This is a genomic window from Bradyrhizobium sp. CB82 (genome assembly GCF_029714405.1).
Lineage (GTDB): Bacteria > Pseudomonadota > Alphaproteobacteria > Rhizobiales > Xanthobacteraceae > Bradyrhizobium.
Genome location: NZ_CP121650.1, coordinates 6,888,909 through 6,904,330 on the forward strand (window position 1 = coordinate 6,888,909; position 15,422 = coordinate 6,904,330).

14 protein-coding genes and 1 pseudogene are annotated in these 15,422 nt (G+C 65.2%); 4 read left to right on the top strand and 11 right to left on the bottom strand.

The genetic code is table 11. From position 1 onward, the window contains the following. Positions 1-29: 29 nt before the first annotated feature. The 4 genes from QA640_RS33450 to QA640_RS33465 all read right to left on the bottom strand — a co-directional run bounded on the left by QA640_RS33450 (position 30) and on the right by QA640_RS33465 (position 2,454). Positions 30-221, bottom strand: a complete 192-nt coding sequence (locus tag QA640_RS33450; protein ID WP_283037064.1) for a hypothetical protein — start codon at positions 219-221, stop codon at positions 30-32. A gap of 104 nt (positions 222-325) precedes the next feature. Further along, a complete protein-coding gene (locus QA640_RS33455; RefSeq protein WP_283037065.1) occupies positions 326-1,237 on the bottom strand; it encodes a S49 family peptidase in 912 nt (303 codons plus the stop codon). A gap of 214 nt (positions 1,238-1,451) precedes the next feature. Then, on the bottom strand, positions 1,452-2,234 hold the full coding sequence (locus tag QA640_RS33460) for a methyltransferase (RefSeq protein WP_283037066.1): 783 nt from the start codon (positions 2,232-2,234) through the stop codon (positions 1,452-1,454). After that, on the bottom strand, positions 2,227-2,454 hold the full coding sequence (locus tag QA640_RS33465) for a DUF2007 domain-containing protein (RefSeq protein ID WP_027524291.1): 228 nt from the start codon (positions 2,452-2,454) through the stop codon (positions 2,227-2,229). Before QA640_RS33465 ends, QA640_RS33460 begins: the two co-directional genes overlap by 8 nt. 129 nt (positions 2,455-2,583) lie before the next feature. On the opposite strand from QA640_RS33465, the gene QA640_RS33470 reads away from it, so the two are divergent. The 3 genes from QA640_RS33470 (at position 2,584) to QA640_RS33480 (ending at position 5,269) form a co-directional block, all read left to right on the top strand. Next, the gene (locus QA640_RS33470; protein WP_283037067.1) at positions 2,584-3,591 is read left to right on the top strand and encodes a polyprenyl synthetase family protein; all 1,008 of its coding nucleotides are present in this window, start codon (positions 2,584-2,586) and stop codon (positions 3,589-3,591) included. A gap of 146 nt (positions 3,592-3,737) precedes the next feature. Continuing rightward, the gene (locus QA640_RS33475) at positions 3,738-4,370 is read left to right on the top strand and encodes a LysE family translocator (protein WP_283037068.1); all 633 of its coding nucleotides are present in this window, start codon (positions 3,738-3,740) and stop codon (positions 4,368-4,370) included. A 23-nt stretch (positions 4,371-4,393) separates the two neighbouring features. Continuing rightward, on the top strand, positions 4,394-5,269 hold the full coding sequence (locus tag QA640_RS33480; RefSeq protein WP_283037069.1) for an alpha/beta hydrolase: 876 nt from the start codon (positions 4,394-4,396) through the stop codon (positions 5,267-5,269). Between the two features lie 104 nt (positions 5,270-5,373). Here the strand turns inward: QA640_RS33480 and QA640_RS33485 are convergent, their stop codons facing one another. From QA640_RS33485 to QA640_RS33495, 3 genes are all read right to left on the bottom strand, one after another. Continuing rightward, the gene (locus QA640_RS33485) at positions 5,374-6,258 is read right to left on the bottom strand and encodes a 4-(cytidine 5'-diphospho)-2-C-methyl-D-erythritol kinase (protein ID WP_283037070.1); all 885 of its coding nucleotides are present in this window, start codon (positions 6,256-6,258) and stop codon (positions 5,374-5,376) included. A 27-nt stretch (positions 6,259-6,285) separates the two neighbouring features. Continuing rightward, positions 6,286-8,082, bottom strand: coding sequence for a tetratricopeptide repeat protein (locus tag QA640_RS33490; protein ID WP_283037071.1), 1,797 nt, complete (start codon positions 8,080-8,082; stop codon positions 6,286-6,288). Between the two features lie 279 nt (positions 8,083-8,361). Next, positions 8,362-10,023, bottom strand: coding sequence for an electron transfer flavoprotein-ubiquinone oxidoreductase (locus QA640_RS33495; protein ID WP_283037072.1), 1,662 nt, complete (start codon positions 10,021-10,023; stop codon positions 8,362-8,364). A gap of 135 nt (positions 10,024-10,158) precedes the next feature. On the opposite strand from QA640_RS33495, the gene QA640_RS33500 reads away from it, so the two are divergent. Further along, positions 10,159-10,965, top strand: coding sequence for a uracil-DNA glycosylase family protein (locus QA640_RS33500; protein ID WP_283037073.1), 807 nt, complete (start codon positions 10,159-10,161; stop codon positions 10,963-10,965). 127 nt (positions 10,966-11,092) lie between these two features. On the opposite strand, the gene QA640_RS33505 is transcribed toward QA640_RS33500, so the two are convergent. The 4 genes and pseudogenes from QA640_RS33505 to QA640_RS33520 all read right to left on the bottom strand — a co-directional run bounded on the left by QA640_RS33505 (position 11,093) and on the right by QA640_RS33520 (position 15,310). Next, the gene (locus tag QA640_RS33505; protein WP_283037074.1) at positions 11,093-12,601 is read right to left on the bottom strand and encodes a glycosyltransferase family 39 protein; all 1,509 of its coding nucleotides are present in this window, start codon (positions 12,599-12,601) and stop codon (positions 11,093-11,095) included. A gap of 263 nt (positions 12,602-12,864) precedes the next feature. Then, entirely contained in the window at positions 12,865-13,704 is an 840-nt protein-coding gene (locus QA640_RS33510) for a ribonuclease HII (protein ID WP_283037075.1), read from the bottom strand. A gap of 77 nt (positions 13,705-13,781) precedes the next feature. After that, positions 13,782-14,122 (bottom strand): annotated as a pseudogene (locus QA640_RS33515) (VOC family protein). A gap of 24 nt (positions 14,123-14,146) precedes the next feature. Beyond that, complete coding sequence (locus QA640_RS33520; RefSeq protein WP_283037076.1) at positions 14,147-15,310, bottom strand: PA0069 family radical SAM protein; 1,164 nt, start codon at positions 15,308-15,310, stop codon at positions 14,147-14,149. Between the last annotated feature and the right edge of the window lie 112 nt (positions 15,311-15,422).

The window sequence follows — 15,422 nt, forward strand, 5'->3', positions numbered from 1 at the left end:
TGCGTGGCAGTGACGGAGTTTGGCGTCCCTTAACCCGGGCGATACGCCCCGGTGACGGGGTCGCGCTTCAGCGTCTGAATTTCCCCCGTGCGGGCGGCTTCGGCAACGCGCGACAGGCGCATCTCCTCCAGCTCCTGGTTGATCCGGACGGCTGTCTTGTAGGCCCAGCGGACCACGGCTAGCCCGCCCAGCACGCCCGCGAATGCAACGAACGGCGGCATCGGTCGATCCTTGTTCAATGCTCAGCCCCCACGCGTATTCTCGCGCAGACGGGCCCGCGCCGCAATTGGCTTGGTTCGGACCAAATGGCGCGGGCCAGCTGCTGCTAGAACCCGAATTTCGCCCAAATCGCCCGCGTTTCCAACGCCGAGATCAGTTCATCCGGCAGGCTGGCTACCCCATCCAAGGCCGAAAGCTGGCCTGCGCCGGGCGCTTTGCGGCCGAACAGGCCGGCCAGCAGCCCGGTCGGCTGCGCGATCACGGGGGTGAGAACCTTCTCGCCATAGCGGGCACGAAGAGTTGAGCGGAGATCGCCGATCCCATCGGCAAGGCCCAGCGAGATCGCGGTATCGCCCGCCCAATATTCGCCGGTGAACAGCGTATCCTCGCCGCCCCTCAGGCGCGCGCCCCGGCTCTCCTTCACCAGCGCGATGAAGATCGCGTGGATCTCGCGCTGGAGCTTCTTGAGCCGCGCCACATCGTCGGGATTCTCGGGCAGAAATGGATCGAGCATCGCCTTGTGCTCGCCGGCGGTATAGAGCCGGCGCTCGATGCCGAGCCGCTTGATCGCCTCCTGGAAGCCGAAGCTGCCGCCGACTACGCCGATGGAGCCGACGATCGAAGAGGGATCGCAGAAGATCTCATCGCCCGCGCAGGCGATCATGTAGCCGCCGGAGGCGGCGACGTCCTCAACGAACACCAAAACCTTAAGCTTCTTTTCGGCCGCAAGCTGCTTGATACGCAGATAGATCTGGCGCGACTGCACCGGCGATCCGCCGGGCGAGTTGATGACGAGTGCCACCGCCTTCGCATTCCGGAACGAAAACGCACGCTCCAGCACCCGCGCGATGCCCGCGAGCGTCATGCCCGGCCGCAGCGGCGTCACCGCGCCGATCACGCCGGAGAGCCGGACCACGGGCACGACCGCGGCGCCGGGACGAAAGCGCGCCGGAAGATAATCGATGAACCCGTCGATCAGGCCGGACGACTTATTCGTATCGCTCAATTGTTCGGCCATGCCGTTACCTCGTCTTTACCATTTCTTATCACGCGACTGTCATTGGAAGTGCCTGGAACGTGTTTTGCAAAGCCTCGATTGGGAGGCTGCAATGGCGCAGCGGAGGGCACCATGAAGATCTATCTGCTGGTGATGTTGATGGGTGCGCTTTTCACGGCGATTCGCTTCACCACGACGCAAGAACAGCAGTCAAGCTCGCTTCCCCAATAGATTTTCACGGGACCGCCAGCGGCAGCACCGCCCTCCCGGCCAATACCTCCTGCACCTCTTTTTTAGGCACGCGTGAGTCTTCGTTGAGCATCAGGCTGGGCAGGATGCGTGTCGGCGCCCTGCCGCCTTTGATGGCGCGGACCAGCACGCGGATCGCAGGCTTTTCCACGTCGCCGTGAACCGGCAACACCGAGAGGCTTCCGAAGCCGCGTGACAGCGCTGTCAGTACTTCTGCTATCCCATCTGCGCGCCAGATCAAGGTCAGCGCGCCGCCTGATTTGAGGATGCGCCTTGCTGCGTGCACCCAGGCGTGCAGCGTCTCCTCCGTCGCGACATGGGCGACGTGACGCGCCTGGTCCGGGGAGCCGCGATGGCGCACTGGATCGTTGAAGGGCGGATTCATCAGGACGACGTCGACGCTGTCAGGTGAAAGGCCGCTGGCCGCAAAGCTCTCCGAACCGGCAGTGACGTCGAGGATAATCGCGTCGGCTTCAATCGCATTAGCGGCCACGTTGGCGCGCGCGAGGCTGCCAAGCTCCGGATCGATCTCGACCAGCGTCAGGCTGACCCCGGGAACGCGGCGTGCCAGCGCAAGGCCCGCCGCGCCGACGCCAGCGCCGAAATCGACGACGCGATCGCCTGCCTTGGCCGCGGTCGCCGCGGCCAGCAGGATCGCATCGTGACCGGCGCGGTGGCCGGACCGCTTCTGCATCAGCCGCAATTGCCCGTCGAGGAACGCGTCCTCGGTGATGCCATCGTCCGTGACGTTTTGGGCGAGCTCAGTCATCGCCGCGCAATTCGTGGCTGAGGCCGGCCTCGGTCAGAAGCTGCCGCGCCTCGCTGGCGTCGTCCTCATGGACCAGGATCCGCCGCGGCAGGATACCGAGCGAGCCTTCGATGATGCTCATGTTCTGGTCCAGCACCAGATGGTGGATATTGGCGCCGTCGAGCAGTGCGCCGATCGCCGACACCAGCACCATGTCGTTGGTCCGAACCAGTTCGCGCAAAACGAGCCTCCTGCCTGACGCGGGGTGGGCGGAAATGTCAATGGTTCCGCGGCACTTGCCGCATCCGCCCGCAGTTTCTATTGTCTTTGCATCAGAATAGCCCTTCCCGGGCAAATATTGGAGACCGGCGTGGCCGTAATCGTACCTTTCGAAACTCCCGGCGCGTCGATCGAAGAGCTGGTTGCCCTTGTCGCCCCTGACATGGAGCGGGTCAATGCGACCATCCTGTCGCGGACCGGCTCCGAGGTGACCATGATCCCGGAGGTCGCCAACCACCTGATCTCCTCCGGCGGCAAGCGGCTGCGGCCGATGCTCACCCTCGCCATGGCCAACCTCGCCGGCTACACCGGCGACGGCCATATCAAGCTCGCCGCCTCCGTCGAGTTCATGCATACCGCAACCCTGCTGCACGACGACGTCGTCGACGAGAGCGAGATGCGCCGCGGCAAATTGTCGGCGCGCATGCTGTGGGGCAATGAAGCGAGCGTGCTTGTCGGCGACTTCCTGCTGGGACAAGCCTTCCGCATGATGGTCGAGGTCGGCTCGCTGCGGGCGCTCGACATCCTCTCGGCTGCGGCTGCGACCATTGCCGAGGGCGAGGTGATGCAGCTTGCGGCCGCCAAGAACACCGCGACCACCGAGGACGAATATCTCGCCGTGATCCGTGCCAAGACCGCGGAATTGTTCGCGGCCGCCTGCGAGGTCGGGCCCGTGATCGCCAACCGTCCGAAGGCCGAGCAGACCGCCTGCCGCTCGGTCGGCATGAATCTCGGCATCGCCTTCCAGCTCGTCGACGACGTCCTCGATTATGGCGGCAAGAGCGCCAAGCTCGGCAAGAACACCGGCGACGATTTCCGCGAAGGCAAGATCACGCTGCCCGTGGTGCTCGCCTTCCGCCGCGGCAATGACAGCGAGCGCGCCTTCTGGATTCGGGCGCTGGAGCGCGGCGAGATTGGGGACACCGATCTGGATCACGCCATCGGGCTGATGAACAAGCACCGCGCACTCGAGGACACGCTGAGCCGCGCTCAGCACTACGGCGCCATGGCCGTCGATGCACTGGCGCTGTTCCCGTCCTCGCCGATGAAGAGCGCGCTGGAGCAGGTGGTAGCGTTCTGCCTCGCACGGTCGCACTAGAACAGGACAAGTTTGAATTGGATCGATGAGCCCGCAGACTCGCTGCAGCTCTCCCGCTTGCGGGTCCCGCAAGCGGGAGGGGAGCGCATCTTCCTCGCGGTTCGCAATCGGATCTAACCTCAACATGCTTTAGCGGAGCTCCGGGAATGGTCGACGCGAATTTCTGGCTGTTCCTCGCCGCGGCCCTCGTCATTGCGCTCGTTCCCGGTCCCGGCATCTTCTACGTCGCCGCGCGAACCTTCTCGGAAGGCCGGACAAGCGGATTCGCCTCGATTGCCGGCACGGCGCTGGGCGGAATGGTCCACGTGGTCGCGGGCAGCCTCGGCATCTCCGCCATCATCCTTGCGAGCGCCGAGCTGTTCGCCGCCGTGAAGTACGTGGGTGCGCTGTATCTGGTCTGGCTCGGCATCCGGACCTTTCGCAGCGCCGGCCGGCCTCCGGCGCTGGAGCGTGAGCCTGTCGGCGACAGACGCGCCTTCTGCGACGGCGTGCTGGTCGAGGCGCTGAACCCGAAGACCGCAGCGTTCTTCCTGGCCTTCATCCCGCAGTTTCTCGATCCATCCGCCGCCAGCCCCACGCTGCAATTCATCCTGCTTGGCGCAATCTCGGTGACGCTGAATACGCTCGCAGATTTCGGCGTCGTGCTGATGGCCTCCTTCACCCGCGCGCAACTGACCAGCCGGCCGCGTCTCGTGCAGCGCCTCACCCAAGGCTCCGGCGTCTTCATCGCAGGCCTCGGGCTTTCGCTCGCGCTGGCGCGTCGGCCGGTGAATAGTTAGCGTCGGCATAGGATCGCCGCACGATGCTCGCCCCGCAAAGTCGCTTCTATGAATCTCACGGCCTGCGGCTGCACTACGCCGACTGGGGCAATGAAGGCGCGCCGGTCGTCATCCTGGTCCATGGCGGCCGCGATCATTGCCGGAGCTGGGACGTCATCGCCCGCGCGTTGCAGCCGCATTTTCACGTGCTGGCGCCCGATCTTCGCGGCCACGGCGATTCCGACTGGACCAGGGGCGGTAGCTACGCGTTGACGGAGTATGTGTACGATCTGGCCCAGCTCGTCCGCGTCATCGCCGCGCCAGAGGTGATCCTCATCGGCCATTCGATGGGCGGCATGGTGTGCCTGATCCATTCGGGATCGTTTCCGGAGACGGTATCGGCGCTCGTGGTTCTCGACGGCGTGACCGTCTTGCCGGATGCGCAACGGGCTCCGACACATGAACGCATCGCCAAATGGGTCGGCCAGGTCGACAAATTGCACGACCGTGCACCCCGCTTCTATCGCACGATCGAGGACGCGGCGGCGCAGATGAGGACCTACAACAAACGGCTGTCACGTGAGTTGGCGCTGCACCTTGCAACGCACGGGGTGCGGCAGAACGAGGATGGCACGTTTAGCTGGAAGTTCGATCCCTATCAGCGCGTCACCGCGCCGCAGCGATTATGGCCGGATGACCACGTCGCACTGTGGGCGCGCATCGCCTGCCCCACGCTGCTCCTGAACGCAGACGAAAGCTTCCTCGCCGCCTCCCGGGCGGCAGGCCTGGAGCGCTACTTCCAGAAGGCGTGCATCGAAATGGTTTGCGGCGCTGGACACTGGCTGCATCACGACCGGCCGCAAGAGGTCATCGGCGCGATCAGGCGGTTTCTCGGACTAGCAGATGAAGGCGCAGGCTAGCTGAGCCGCCTTGGGGTGGTCAAAGGCGCGACAGCGCCTTGCCCACCGTGCATCCCAGATCGGGCGATAGACGTGGTGGGCACGCTTCGCCTTGGAGGCGGCGACTAACTCAACGTCCCCGCATGCACCCACCAGCCAGGGTGATCGCGGCGGATCGTCTCGGCTGCGGCATGTGCCTCGGCAGGTCCGCCGAAGATCGCAAAGCAGGTCGCGCCCGAACCCGACATGCGGGCAAGCTTGACGCCGGCACAGGCGCGCAAGGCGCCCAGCACGTCGCCGATCACGGGCTCGATGCGCATTGCAGGAGCTTCGAGATCGTTGGCGACGGTCGAAAGCACGTCGACCCAGTCTGCGGTCGAGGCTCCCTCCCCCGGCCAGGCCGGCGCTTCGAAGACGTCGGTGACGCCGACCAAAAGCTCGCCGTTGCGCAGGCCCAGAGCCTGGAACACGTCCTTTGTCGCCACCGGCACGCGCGGGTTCACCATCACACTGGGCATGCTCGGCAACTTCAGCGGCAGGAGTTGCTCGCCGACGCCGGTCATGTCGCAGGCGCGCGAGAGCAGGCACACTGGCACGTCGGCGCCGGTCGCAAGTGCGACCTTCTGCAAAAGGGGATCATCGAGCGAGAGATTGTTGAGGCGCGCCAGCAGCCGCAAGGCCGCCGCAGCATCCGCCGAGCCGCCGCCGATACCGGCTGCGACGGGAAGCACCTTGTCGAGCGCGAAGGCACCAAGCTTCAGGTTCGGCACGGCCTCCGTGAGAAACCTTGCCGCCTTGAGCACGAGATTGTCCGATGTCTCGCCGCAGGCCGCGGCCAACGGGCCCGTGGTGGTGAGCTTCAGCTCTTCGCCCGGCTCGAGCGTGAGACGATCGGCGCAATCGGCGAATGCGACCACGCTTTCGAGATCATGATAGCCGTCGGTGCGACGGCCGACGACACGAAGGCTCAGATTGACCTTCGCGCGCCCTTCTTCAATCAACGCCGACATCGACGACCAACCCCCAAAAATGCCCGATCAGCCGCCCTTGCCGTCGTCCTTCTTCTTCTCGGCCTGCGCGGCCGAAGAATTCGAATTGTCGTCGGTCAGACCGTTGGCGATCTTGGCCTCGATCTTCGGCAGTTCATCCGGCTCGGGCTTCAGATCGCGTGCATGCGACCACTGGAATTTGGCTTCCAGCGTGCGGCCGATGCGCCAGTAGGCGTCGCCGAGATGGTCGTTGATGGTGGGATCCTCGGGTTTCAAGTCGATCGCACGCTCGAGGTTCTTCACCGCCTCCTCGTAATTGCCGATGCGATAGTAAGCCCAACCGAGAGAATCGACGATATAGCCGTCGTCGGGCCGCTGCTCGACGGCGCGCTTGATCATCTTCATGCCCTCGTCGAGATTGACGCCCTGGTCGATCCAGGAATAGCCGAGATAGTTGAGGACATGCGGCTGGTCGGGCTGGAGCTCGAGCGCCTTCTTCATGTCGGCTTCCGCCTTGCCCCACTGCTTGGAGCGCTCCTCGCAGATGCCGCGGTAGTAGTACCAGACGCTGTTGGACTTGTCGGCGCCGGCCGGCAGCACGTCGATGCCCTGCGAGTAGGTCGCGCCGCAATCACCAAACTTCTTGCGGCCGCGCTCGATATTGCCGAGCGCCATGATGGCTTCGAGATCCTTCGGATCTTCCATGACCACGGATTTGAGGATCTTGATCGCCTCGTCGGTCTTGTCGGCGGAGTCGAGATCGACCGCGAGCTGGATCTGCGCATTGCGCTTCAATGGCGAGCTCGCCGGGACGCGCTCATAGACCTTGATCGCCATCTGCGGCCGCTTCACCGATTCATAGAGGTCGGCGAGCGAGAGCAGCGCGAGCGGATGGCTCGGCTGGAGATAGAGCGCAAGCTGGAGATAGACCAGCGCAAGATCCTCGCCGCCGCGGCGGGTCAGCGTGGCGCCGATGCCGTAGAGCGCTTCGGCCGCACCTCCTTGCGCGGACTCGATCAACGGCGGCATCTTCTTGCCGGCGCGGGTCTCGCGCAGGCCATCCTGGATCAGCGGATGACGGGCGAGCTTCTTGTCGAAGGCCTCGTAAACGGTGGTCGCTGCGGCCGCATCCTTGTTGCGCGACAGCCAGCGCGCATAGGCTTCGGTGATGCGCAGCATGGAATCATCGAGCTTGTAGGCGCGCTCGAAACGGGTTCCGGCGTCCTTCTCCTTGCCTGAGAGCTCGAGGATCATGCCTGCATGGAGGTCCTTGAACAGCGGATACCATTCCGGGCCGGTCAGCTTGTCGATGCTGGCGATGGCGGCCTTCGAGTCGCCCGCGCCATAGGCGGCCCAGCCGGACAACAGCGTCGCGACCAGATCGGTGATCGGCCCGCGGATCGACTGGTTGATGTTGCTCTGGGCGGTCGCATATTTCTTCATCTTCAGGTCGTGCACGCCGACCACGAGGCGCGCGACGCGGTTCGACTTGTCGATGGTCAGGATGCGCTCGGCGAGCTTGACGGCTTCGTCGATGTCGCCATCCGCGACGGAGGAGATGAAGGCGCGGTCGAGCAGCTCGTTGTTCTTGGGATCGGTGCGCAGCGCCGAGCGATAGAAGGCGGCCGCGGACGAGGCGTCGCGTTCGACGCTGGCGTGGCGCGCGGCGAGATAGCTGCCCGCGCCGGTGAGCGACTTCAAATCATTCCGGGTCGGAAACTGCACCGCCGTGTCGGCCGGATGATCCGGCGTCTGCGCCAGGACCGCGCCGGGGACCGCGATGATCGCAGAACCGGCAAGAGCGATGGCAGCAGCAGTCCAGCGGTTGAAACGATTTGAAAACATCAGGGCTCGCCTTAAGTTTGGAAAGTCGGGGTCATCTCGCCTGCAAACGCGACCGGTGGCATCGGGACCCGGAACCGTCATGGCCGGGAACAATGCCGCTTTTAGCGCCCAATCGCAAGGATTCGGCGGGGTTTTCGGAAGCCGATTCGGCGCTCGCCCGTTACCGGCCCTGTCCGCCCCAACGTCCTGCCCAAGACGCTTTTACTATGGCCTTATCGTGGCCGCGTGTGATCGCGATCACTGCCCCCTCACGCGATCGTGCGGCAGTTTGCCCGAATCCTACATGGCCTCGTAGTTCGGCCCGCCGCCACCCTCCGGCGGAACCCAGGTGATATTGCCGTTGGGGTCCTTCACGTCGCAGGTTTTGCAGTGGACGCAATTCTGGGCGTTGATCTGGAATCTCACGCTCGCGACCTCCTCGACCCACTCATAGACGCCGGCCGGGCAGTAACGGTTCGAGGGACCGGCAAAGATGTCGTGCTCCGAGGTCTTCTGAAGTTCCATGTCCGCAACCTTCAGATGAACCGGCTGATCCTCTTCGTGGTTGGTGTTGGACAGGAACACCGACGACAACTTGTCGAAGGAGATCTTGCCGTCCGGCTTCGGATAGTTTTTCGGTGCGTGGCTTTTCGCCGCGTCGAGCGTGGCGCGATCGGGTTTTGCATGCGACTGGGTGCCGAACAGCGAGAGTCCGAACAGCGTATTGGTCCACATGTCCAAGATGCCGAGCCCGGCGCCGATGAAGGTACCGAACTTCGACAATAGCGGCTTGGCGTTGCGGACGGGGTAGAGGTCCTTGCCGACGACGGAATCCCGCCATGCATTTTCGTATTCGACGAGTTCGTCATTGGCGCGGCCCGCACCAAGCGCGGTGGCGACGTACTCGGCAGCGAGCATGCCGGTGCCCATCGCATTGTGCACGCCCTTGATGCGCGGCACGTTGACGAAGCCGGCTGCGCAGCCGATCAGCGCGCCGCCGGGGAAGCTGAGCCGCGGCACCGACTGATAGCCGCCTTCGGTGATTGCGCGCGCGCCGTAAGCCAGCCGCTTGCCGCCTTCGAGCGTCGCGCGCACCGCAGGATGCAGCTTGACGCGCTGGAACTCGTCGAATGGTGACAGATAGGGATCGTTGTAGTTGAGGTGGACGACGAAGCCGATCGACACCAGGTTTTCGTCATAGTGGTAGAAGAACAAGCCGCCGCCGGTGTCGTTCTTGAGCGGCCAGCCGACGGCGTGCTGGACCAAGCCCTTCTGGTGCTTGGCCGGATCGATCTGCCAGACTTCCTTCAGACCGATGCCGAATTTTGGCGGTTCGCTCTTGGCGTCGAGCGCGTATTTCGCAATCAGCTGCTTGGACAGGCTGCCACGCGCGCCTTCGGCGAACAGCGTGTACTTGCCAAGCAATTCCATGCCGCGGGTAAAGGAATCCTTCGGCTTGCCGTCCCTGCCGATGCCCATGTCGCCGGTGGCGATGCCGCGCACCGCGCCGTTGTCGTTATAGAGCACCTCGGCCGCCGCAAAGCCCGGATAAATCTCAACGCCGAGCGCTTCGGCTTTTCGCGCCAGCCAGCGGCAGACATTGCCGAGCGAGCCGATATAACAATGATGATTGTTCATCAGCGGCGGCATGATGAACTGCGGCAGCTTGATCGAACTCGTCTCGGTGAACCAGAAGAAGCGGTCGTCTTTCACCTGGGTCTTGAGCGGGCAATCGGCATCCTCGCGCCAGTCCGGGAACAGCTTGTCGAGGCCGGCAGGATCGATCACCGCGCCAGAGAGAATATGCGCGCCGACTTCCGAGCCCTTCTCCACCACGACGATGTTGAGATCGGCGTTGAGCTGCTTCAGCCGGATCGCGGCCGACAGGCCCGAGGGGCCGGCGCCGACGATGACGACGTCGAATTCCATGGATTCGCGCGGGGGAAGTTCTTCGGTGCTCATCTGATCTCAGCCCTTGAGACGGTCCTCGGTCGTTTGCGCCCTCTTGTTTCCGATTTTTCCGGGCAGGACAACCTCGGAAATGCATTTCACCGGGATGCAGGGCGGCCCAAACTGATATAATAGTCAGACTTTCCCATGATCCCCGAACCCGCCCCCACCGTCCGCGAGCTGCTGGCCTTCTATTTGGAGGCCGGCGTCGACTGCGCGCTTGCCGGGGAACCGATCGATCGGCTCGCCGAGGCGGACGCGCCGCCCCCGGTCGCGCGCGCCGCTTCGCCGGCCGAGGCGCCTCGCCCCGTTGCGGCGCCGGCGGTGATGCGGGGCGAGGCTGCACCCGCCCCCGACGTCGCGATCGCCTCGGCGCGCGAGGCGGCGCGGACCGCGCCAACGCTGGAGGCGCTGCGCGAGCTGATGCAGAACTTCGACGGCTGCGCTTTGAAGAACACCGCGACGCGGCTGGTGTTCGCCGACGGCAACCCGGAAGCGCGCATCATGTTCGTCGGCGAGGCGCCGGGGCGCGACGAAGACATCGAAGGCCTGCCCTTCGTCGGGCGCAGCGGCAAGCTGCTCGACCGCATGATCGGCGCGATCGGGCTCGATCGCAGCAAGGCCTATATCGCCAACGTCATCCCGTGGCGGCCGCCCGGCAATCGCACGCCGACGCCGCAGGAGACGCAAACCTGCCTGCCCTTCATCCAGCGCCAGATCGAGCTCGTGAATCCCGACGTGCTGGTGACGCTCGGCAATCCCTCGACGCAGACGCTGCTCTCTACCCGCGAAGGCATCATGCGCACGCGCGGGCGATGGTTCGACTACGACACGGGTGGTCGCGTCATCCGGGCGCTGCCAACATTCCATCCGGCCTACCTGCTGCGCTCGCCGTCCTACAAGCGGCTGGCCTGGCAGGATCTGCGCGCGATCGCGAAGGCGCTGGCGGGGTAGGCCTCGTGTCCCGGACGCGATGCAGCGCGCAAGCGATGCTTCGCAGAGCCGGGACCCACAGTGAGATGGGCCCCGGCTCAGCAGCGCCACATTTCATGCCGCGCTGCGTCCGGGGCACGAGAAAGTGTCACGATCCCTTCGGGCGCACGATGGCCCAGCCGATGCGCAGAAGCGGCTGACGGCCGTTCACCAGCCATTCGAAGGCGCGCGGCACTTCGGGCACGATGCCGGGGAAGCGCTGTGCAATCTCCGGCGGTGGGGTGCCGGCGGTGTCGGAGGCGCGCCAGACCACGACGCCGCCGGTCTCGCTGAACCTGGCCGGCGTGAACCAGGGGGTGCGCTGGGGCTCGGCGTCGATGAGAAGATGCGGCCGGCCGGAATGCAGCGCGATCAGGCTCGCAAGCTGCGTCTCGCCGGCGACTGCGCGCAGACGCTGGTTGGTGCGGCGGGCAAAGCTGTCGTCGAAAAAGTCCGAGATCGCACGCGCCGGCATCGAGGTCGCGATCTCGCCGGTCCCAGTCCACGGCATCAACAATACCGCCAGCACGACGCCCGCGGCGGGCGCCGCGACGGCGGCCGCCCACACCGTGCGCAGCACGCGGGCGCGGCGCATCGCGATGAAGTCGCCGGCGGCGACGATGACGGCAAGGCCCGACATCACCAGCACGATGCCCGCTCCGCCCGCAACGCTGTCGAGTCCGAACAGACCGGAGACCAGGATGGCGCCAAGCCCGGGCGCCAGGGCGAAGAAGTAGACGAAATTGCGCGCCAGCGGCTCGACCGGCGGCCGGTAGATGATCGGTGCGTCCTCGGCTTGACCGGCGAACCATCTGGTGTTGAGGAACGTCAGCACCGGGATCGCGACCGCGCCAAGCAGGAGGCCGCCGAACAGCCAGGCCGTGTTGATCGCGCGGGCCTTCAAATCCTCAACCTGCGGCAAGACCGGCATGGTCAGCGTCTCGGCACGCAACAACCAGATCGCATAAGGCAGCGCCAGCACGGCAACAACGACGAGCGCATAGATCGGATCGAGCGCGCGCAGCGTCCTGCGGCCGCCTTCGGTCGCGACCGCGAAGATAACGAGCAGCAGCAACAGACCGATAGCGGCCGGCGTCGTCAGCAGCAGCAGGCCGGCGGCGATCGACCAGGCGAACCAGGCGTTGCCGCGGCGCTGGCCAATGAGCTGCCAGGAATGCAGCAGGAGCAGCGCCCAGAGCGGGCGCGCCAGCACCATCGGACCGAAGTCGAGCGCAGGCGAGGAGAACGCCAGCACCGTCATGGTCAGGAGCACGGCGAGCACCGCTTGCTGGGTGCCGACCACGGCGCGCGCCAGATGATAGAGCGCGATGAAGGTCGCGATCTCGCAGAGCTCGGCCAGCACATAGACGCCGATCATGTGGCTGCCGGCGGCGCGATAGGCGATGTCGGCGAGCCAGAAGGCGAGCGGCGGCCCGAGCTCGGTGCCGACCTGATATTCGCGGCCGAAGGCGAGCAGGGTTGCAAGGTTGCCGGGCGGGCTGCGGTAGAAGACCAGCGCCACGAACAACCACATCACGGCCTGGAGCAGCACCACGATCCACACCACCAGCCGCGGCCGGGCGCGGATCAGCTCGATGACCAGGGAGGTAAACCGCATGCAACGTCCGATATGATGCAGCCAACCCGTCCAAGCCGGCGCGTCCGCGTTTGATAAAGCGCGCTGCGCGCCGTGGCAACTGAGTCTCTTCTCCTTCTCCCCGCTTGCGGGGAGAAGGTCGGGATGATGGGAGTGCGAGGGCGGTGACCAGTCAGACTCGTGGAGACCCCCTCACCGAAATTCAAGCTGCGCTTGAGTTTCGACCTCTCCCCGCCAGCGGGGCGCGAGGTGAAGACATCGCGGGCCGGGCTAATGGAAAAGACTTAGAGGCTCGCAGAGGCGTCGACGACCGACGCCTCCGCCTGGGCCTCAACTTGAACGTCCACTTCAGCAGCCGCCGTGAACAGATCGCGCTTGGGTTCCACCGTCCAGGGCATGTGCTTCTCGCGCGCGGCGACGACGGGGGCGAAAAAGCTGCGGTGGTGGATGGAAGGACCGAGGCGGTCCAGTGCCTCGAGATGCTCCGGCACGGCATAGCCCTTGTGCTGCTCGAAACCGTAGCCCGGACAATCCCCCGCCAGCGCGCACATCAGCCGGTCGCGCGTCACTTTCGCGACGATCGAAGCCGCTGCGATCGAGAGCACCAGGCCGTCGCCGCCGATCACGGCCTCGCAGTCGCAAGGCGTGTCGAGCCTGTCGCGGCCGTCGACGAAGATGTGGCGGGGCGCCTCGGGCAGCGCCATCACCGCGCGCTTCAGCGCCCACAGCGAGGCGCGCAATATATTGTCGCGGTCGATGCGCGCCGGCGAGGCGACGGCGACCGAGACCTGCGCGGTTGCGCAGATCTTGTCGAACAGCTTTTCGCGCTCCTCGGCCGTAAGGCGCTTGGAATCGTCGATGCCGCGCGGAATCCGGTTCGGGTCGAGGATCACGGCGGCCGCGACCACGGGCCCGGCCAGCGGCCCACGCCCCGCCTCGTCGCAGCCGGCGACCGGCCAGACGCCGCGCTTGATCAGCGCGCGCTCACGGCGAAAGCTCGGCGGCGCGATCGCGATGACGCCCCTTTGGGTATTGACGGCGCCGTTAGGCTCCTTCGCGGCCGCTTTGGGCTCCTTCTTCGCGGCGTTCTTGGCCGGCTTGCTGGCGGACTTGTCCCGAATCATGGCCGGGATCGTGCGCACGCCGGTCCGGCCCGCGCAACTGGGAACCTCGGACAATTCCCGTTATTCAGATATAGGCGTCAATCGGTCAGATGCACCCGCCGGTCCTCGCCGACGTCAATACCGGGCGCGACCACGACTTCCCAAGGATGGGCGTCCGGATCGGCAAAATAGCCGGAATAACCGCCATAGTCGGTCTCGTGCGCGGCCTTGAGCAATGCGGCTCCCTTGTCGACCGCAAACGCCAGGACCGTATCGACCTCCTCGCGCGTCCGGCAATTCCAGGCGAGGGTGATGCCACGAAGGTGGCCTTCAGCTTGCGCGCAAACCCGAGCGCCTCATAGAAGGCAATGCTGGCACGGATGTCGCTCACACCGAGCGTGATGACCGTGAGCCGCGGCACCGGCAATCCCTTATTCATGACAGCCCTCGTTGAATTTGCACGCTAGAATAGGCTCAGCTGCTCGCCGCCGCGTTTCGGCTTTGCAAAGTGGTCGGTGGTCAGCTTCGAGCGGCGCTTGTTCAGGCCGAGCCGCTCGCAGGCGATCTCGAAGCGGCGGCCGATGGTCCAGGCCATGGGACCCGTGCCCTTCATCCGCGTGCCCCATTGCGAGTCGTAGTCGCGGCCGCCGCGCATGTCGCGGATCAGCGTGAAGACGTGGCGATAGCGATCCGGATAGTTCGCCATCAGCCATTCCCGGAAGAGGTCGCGGACTTCGAGCGGCAGCCGCAGCAGCACGTAGGCGGCTTCCTTGATGCCGGCATGCGCGGCCGCGTCCAAAATGCGTTCGATCTCGGAATCGTTCAGCGCGGGGATCACGGGAGCGACCATCACGGTCGTCGGGATACCGGCGTCCGCAAGCTGCTTCAGCGCCTCCAGGCGCTTGGGCGGCGTCGATGCGCGCGGTTCCATGGTGCGCGCCAGCTTTGGATCGAGCGTCGTGACCGAGATCGCGACCTTGGCAAGGTTGCGCTGCGCCATACGCGACAGGATGTCGATGTCGCGCGTCACCAGCGCCGATTTGGTCACGATGCCGACGGGGTGTCCCGCGCGCTCCAGCACTTCGAGAATGCCGCGCATGATTTTCCGCTCGCGCTCGATCGGCTGATAGGGATCGGTGTTGGTGCCGATCGCGATCATCCGCGGCTCGTAGCCGGTCGCGGCGAGTTCCTTCTCCAAGAGCGCCGGCGCGTCGGGCTTGGCGAACAGCTTCGACTCGAAGTCGAGCCCCGGCGAGAGGCCCAGATAGGCGTGGGTCGGCCGCGCGAAGCAGTAGACACAGCCATGCTCGCAGCCGCGGTAGGGATTGATGGAACGGTCGAAGCCGATATCCGGCGAGTCATTGCGGGTGATCACCTTGCGCGAGGTGTCGACCGCTACCGTGGTCTTGAACGGCGGCAATTCCTCCAGGCTCTGCCAGCCGTCGTCGAAGGCGACGCGTACCTCGGCCTCATAACGGCCGCTGGCGTTGGACTGGGCGCCACGCCCGCGCCTGCGCTCGCGGTCGATCGCGACGGCAAGCTCGGGAAACGCGGAAGGTGCACCCGCCGGCTCGGAGGGCGCCGTGACCGGCGGGTGCCTGAGGGCATGAGAGGATGCTCGACTCATGAAGCCAAGATAGCACCGAAAAGGAACAAATCAAGAACATGAAAGTAAAAACCACAAAACAACCCCATGCAAAGGAGTCGGCGCGCGGAATTTTGACCTCGCGCAAAGGTTG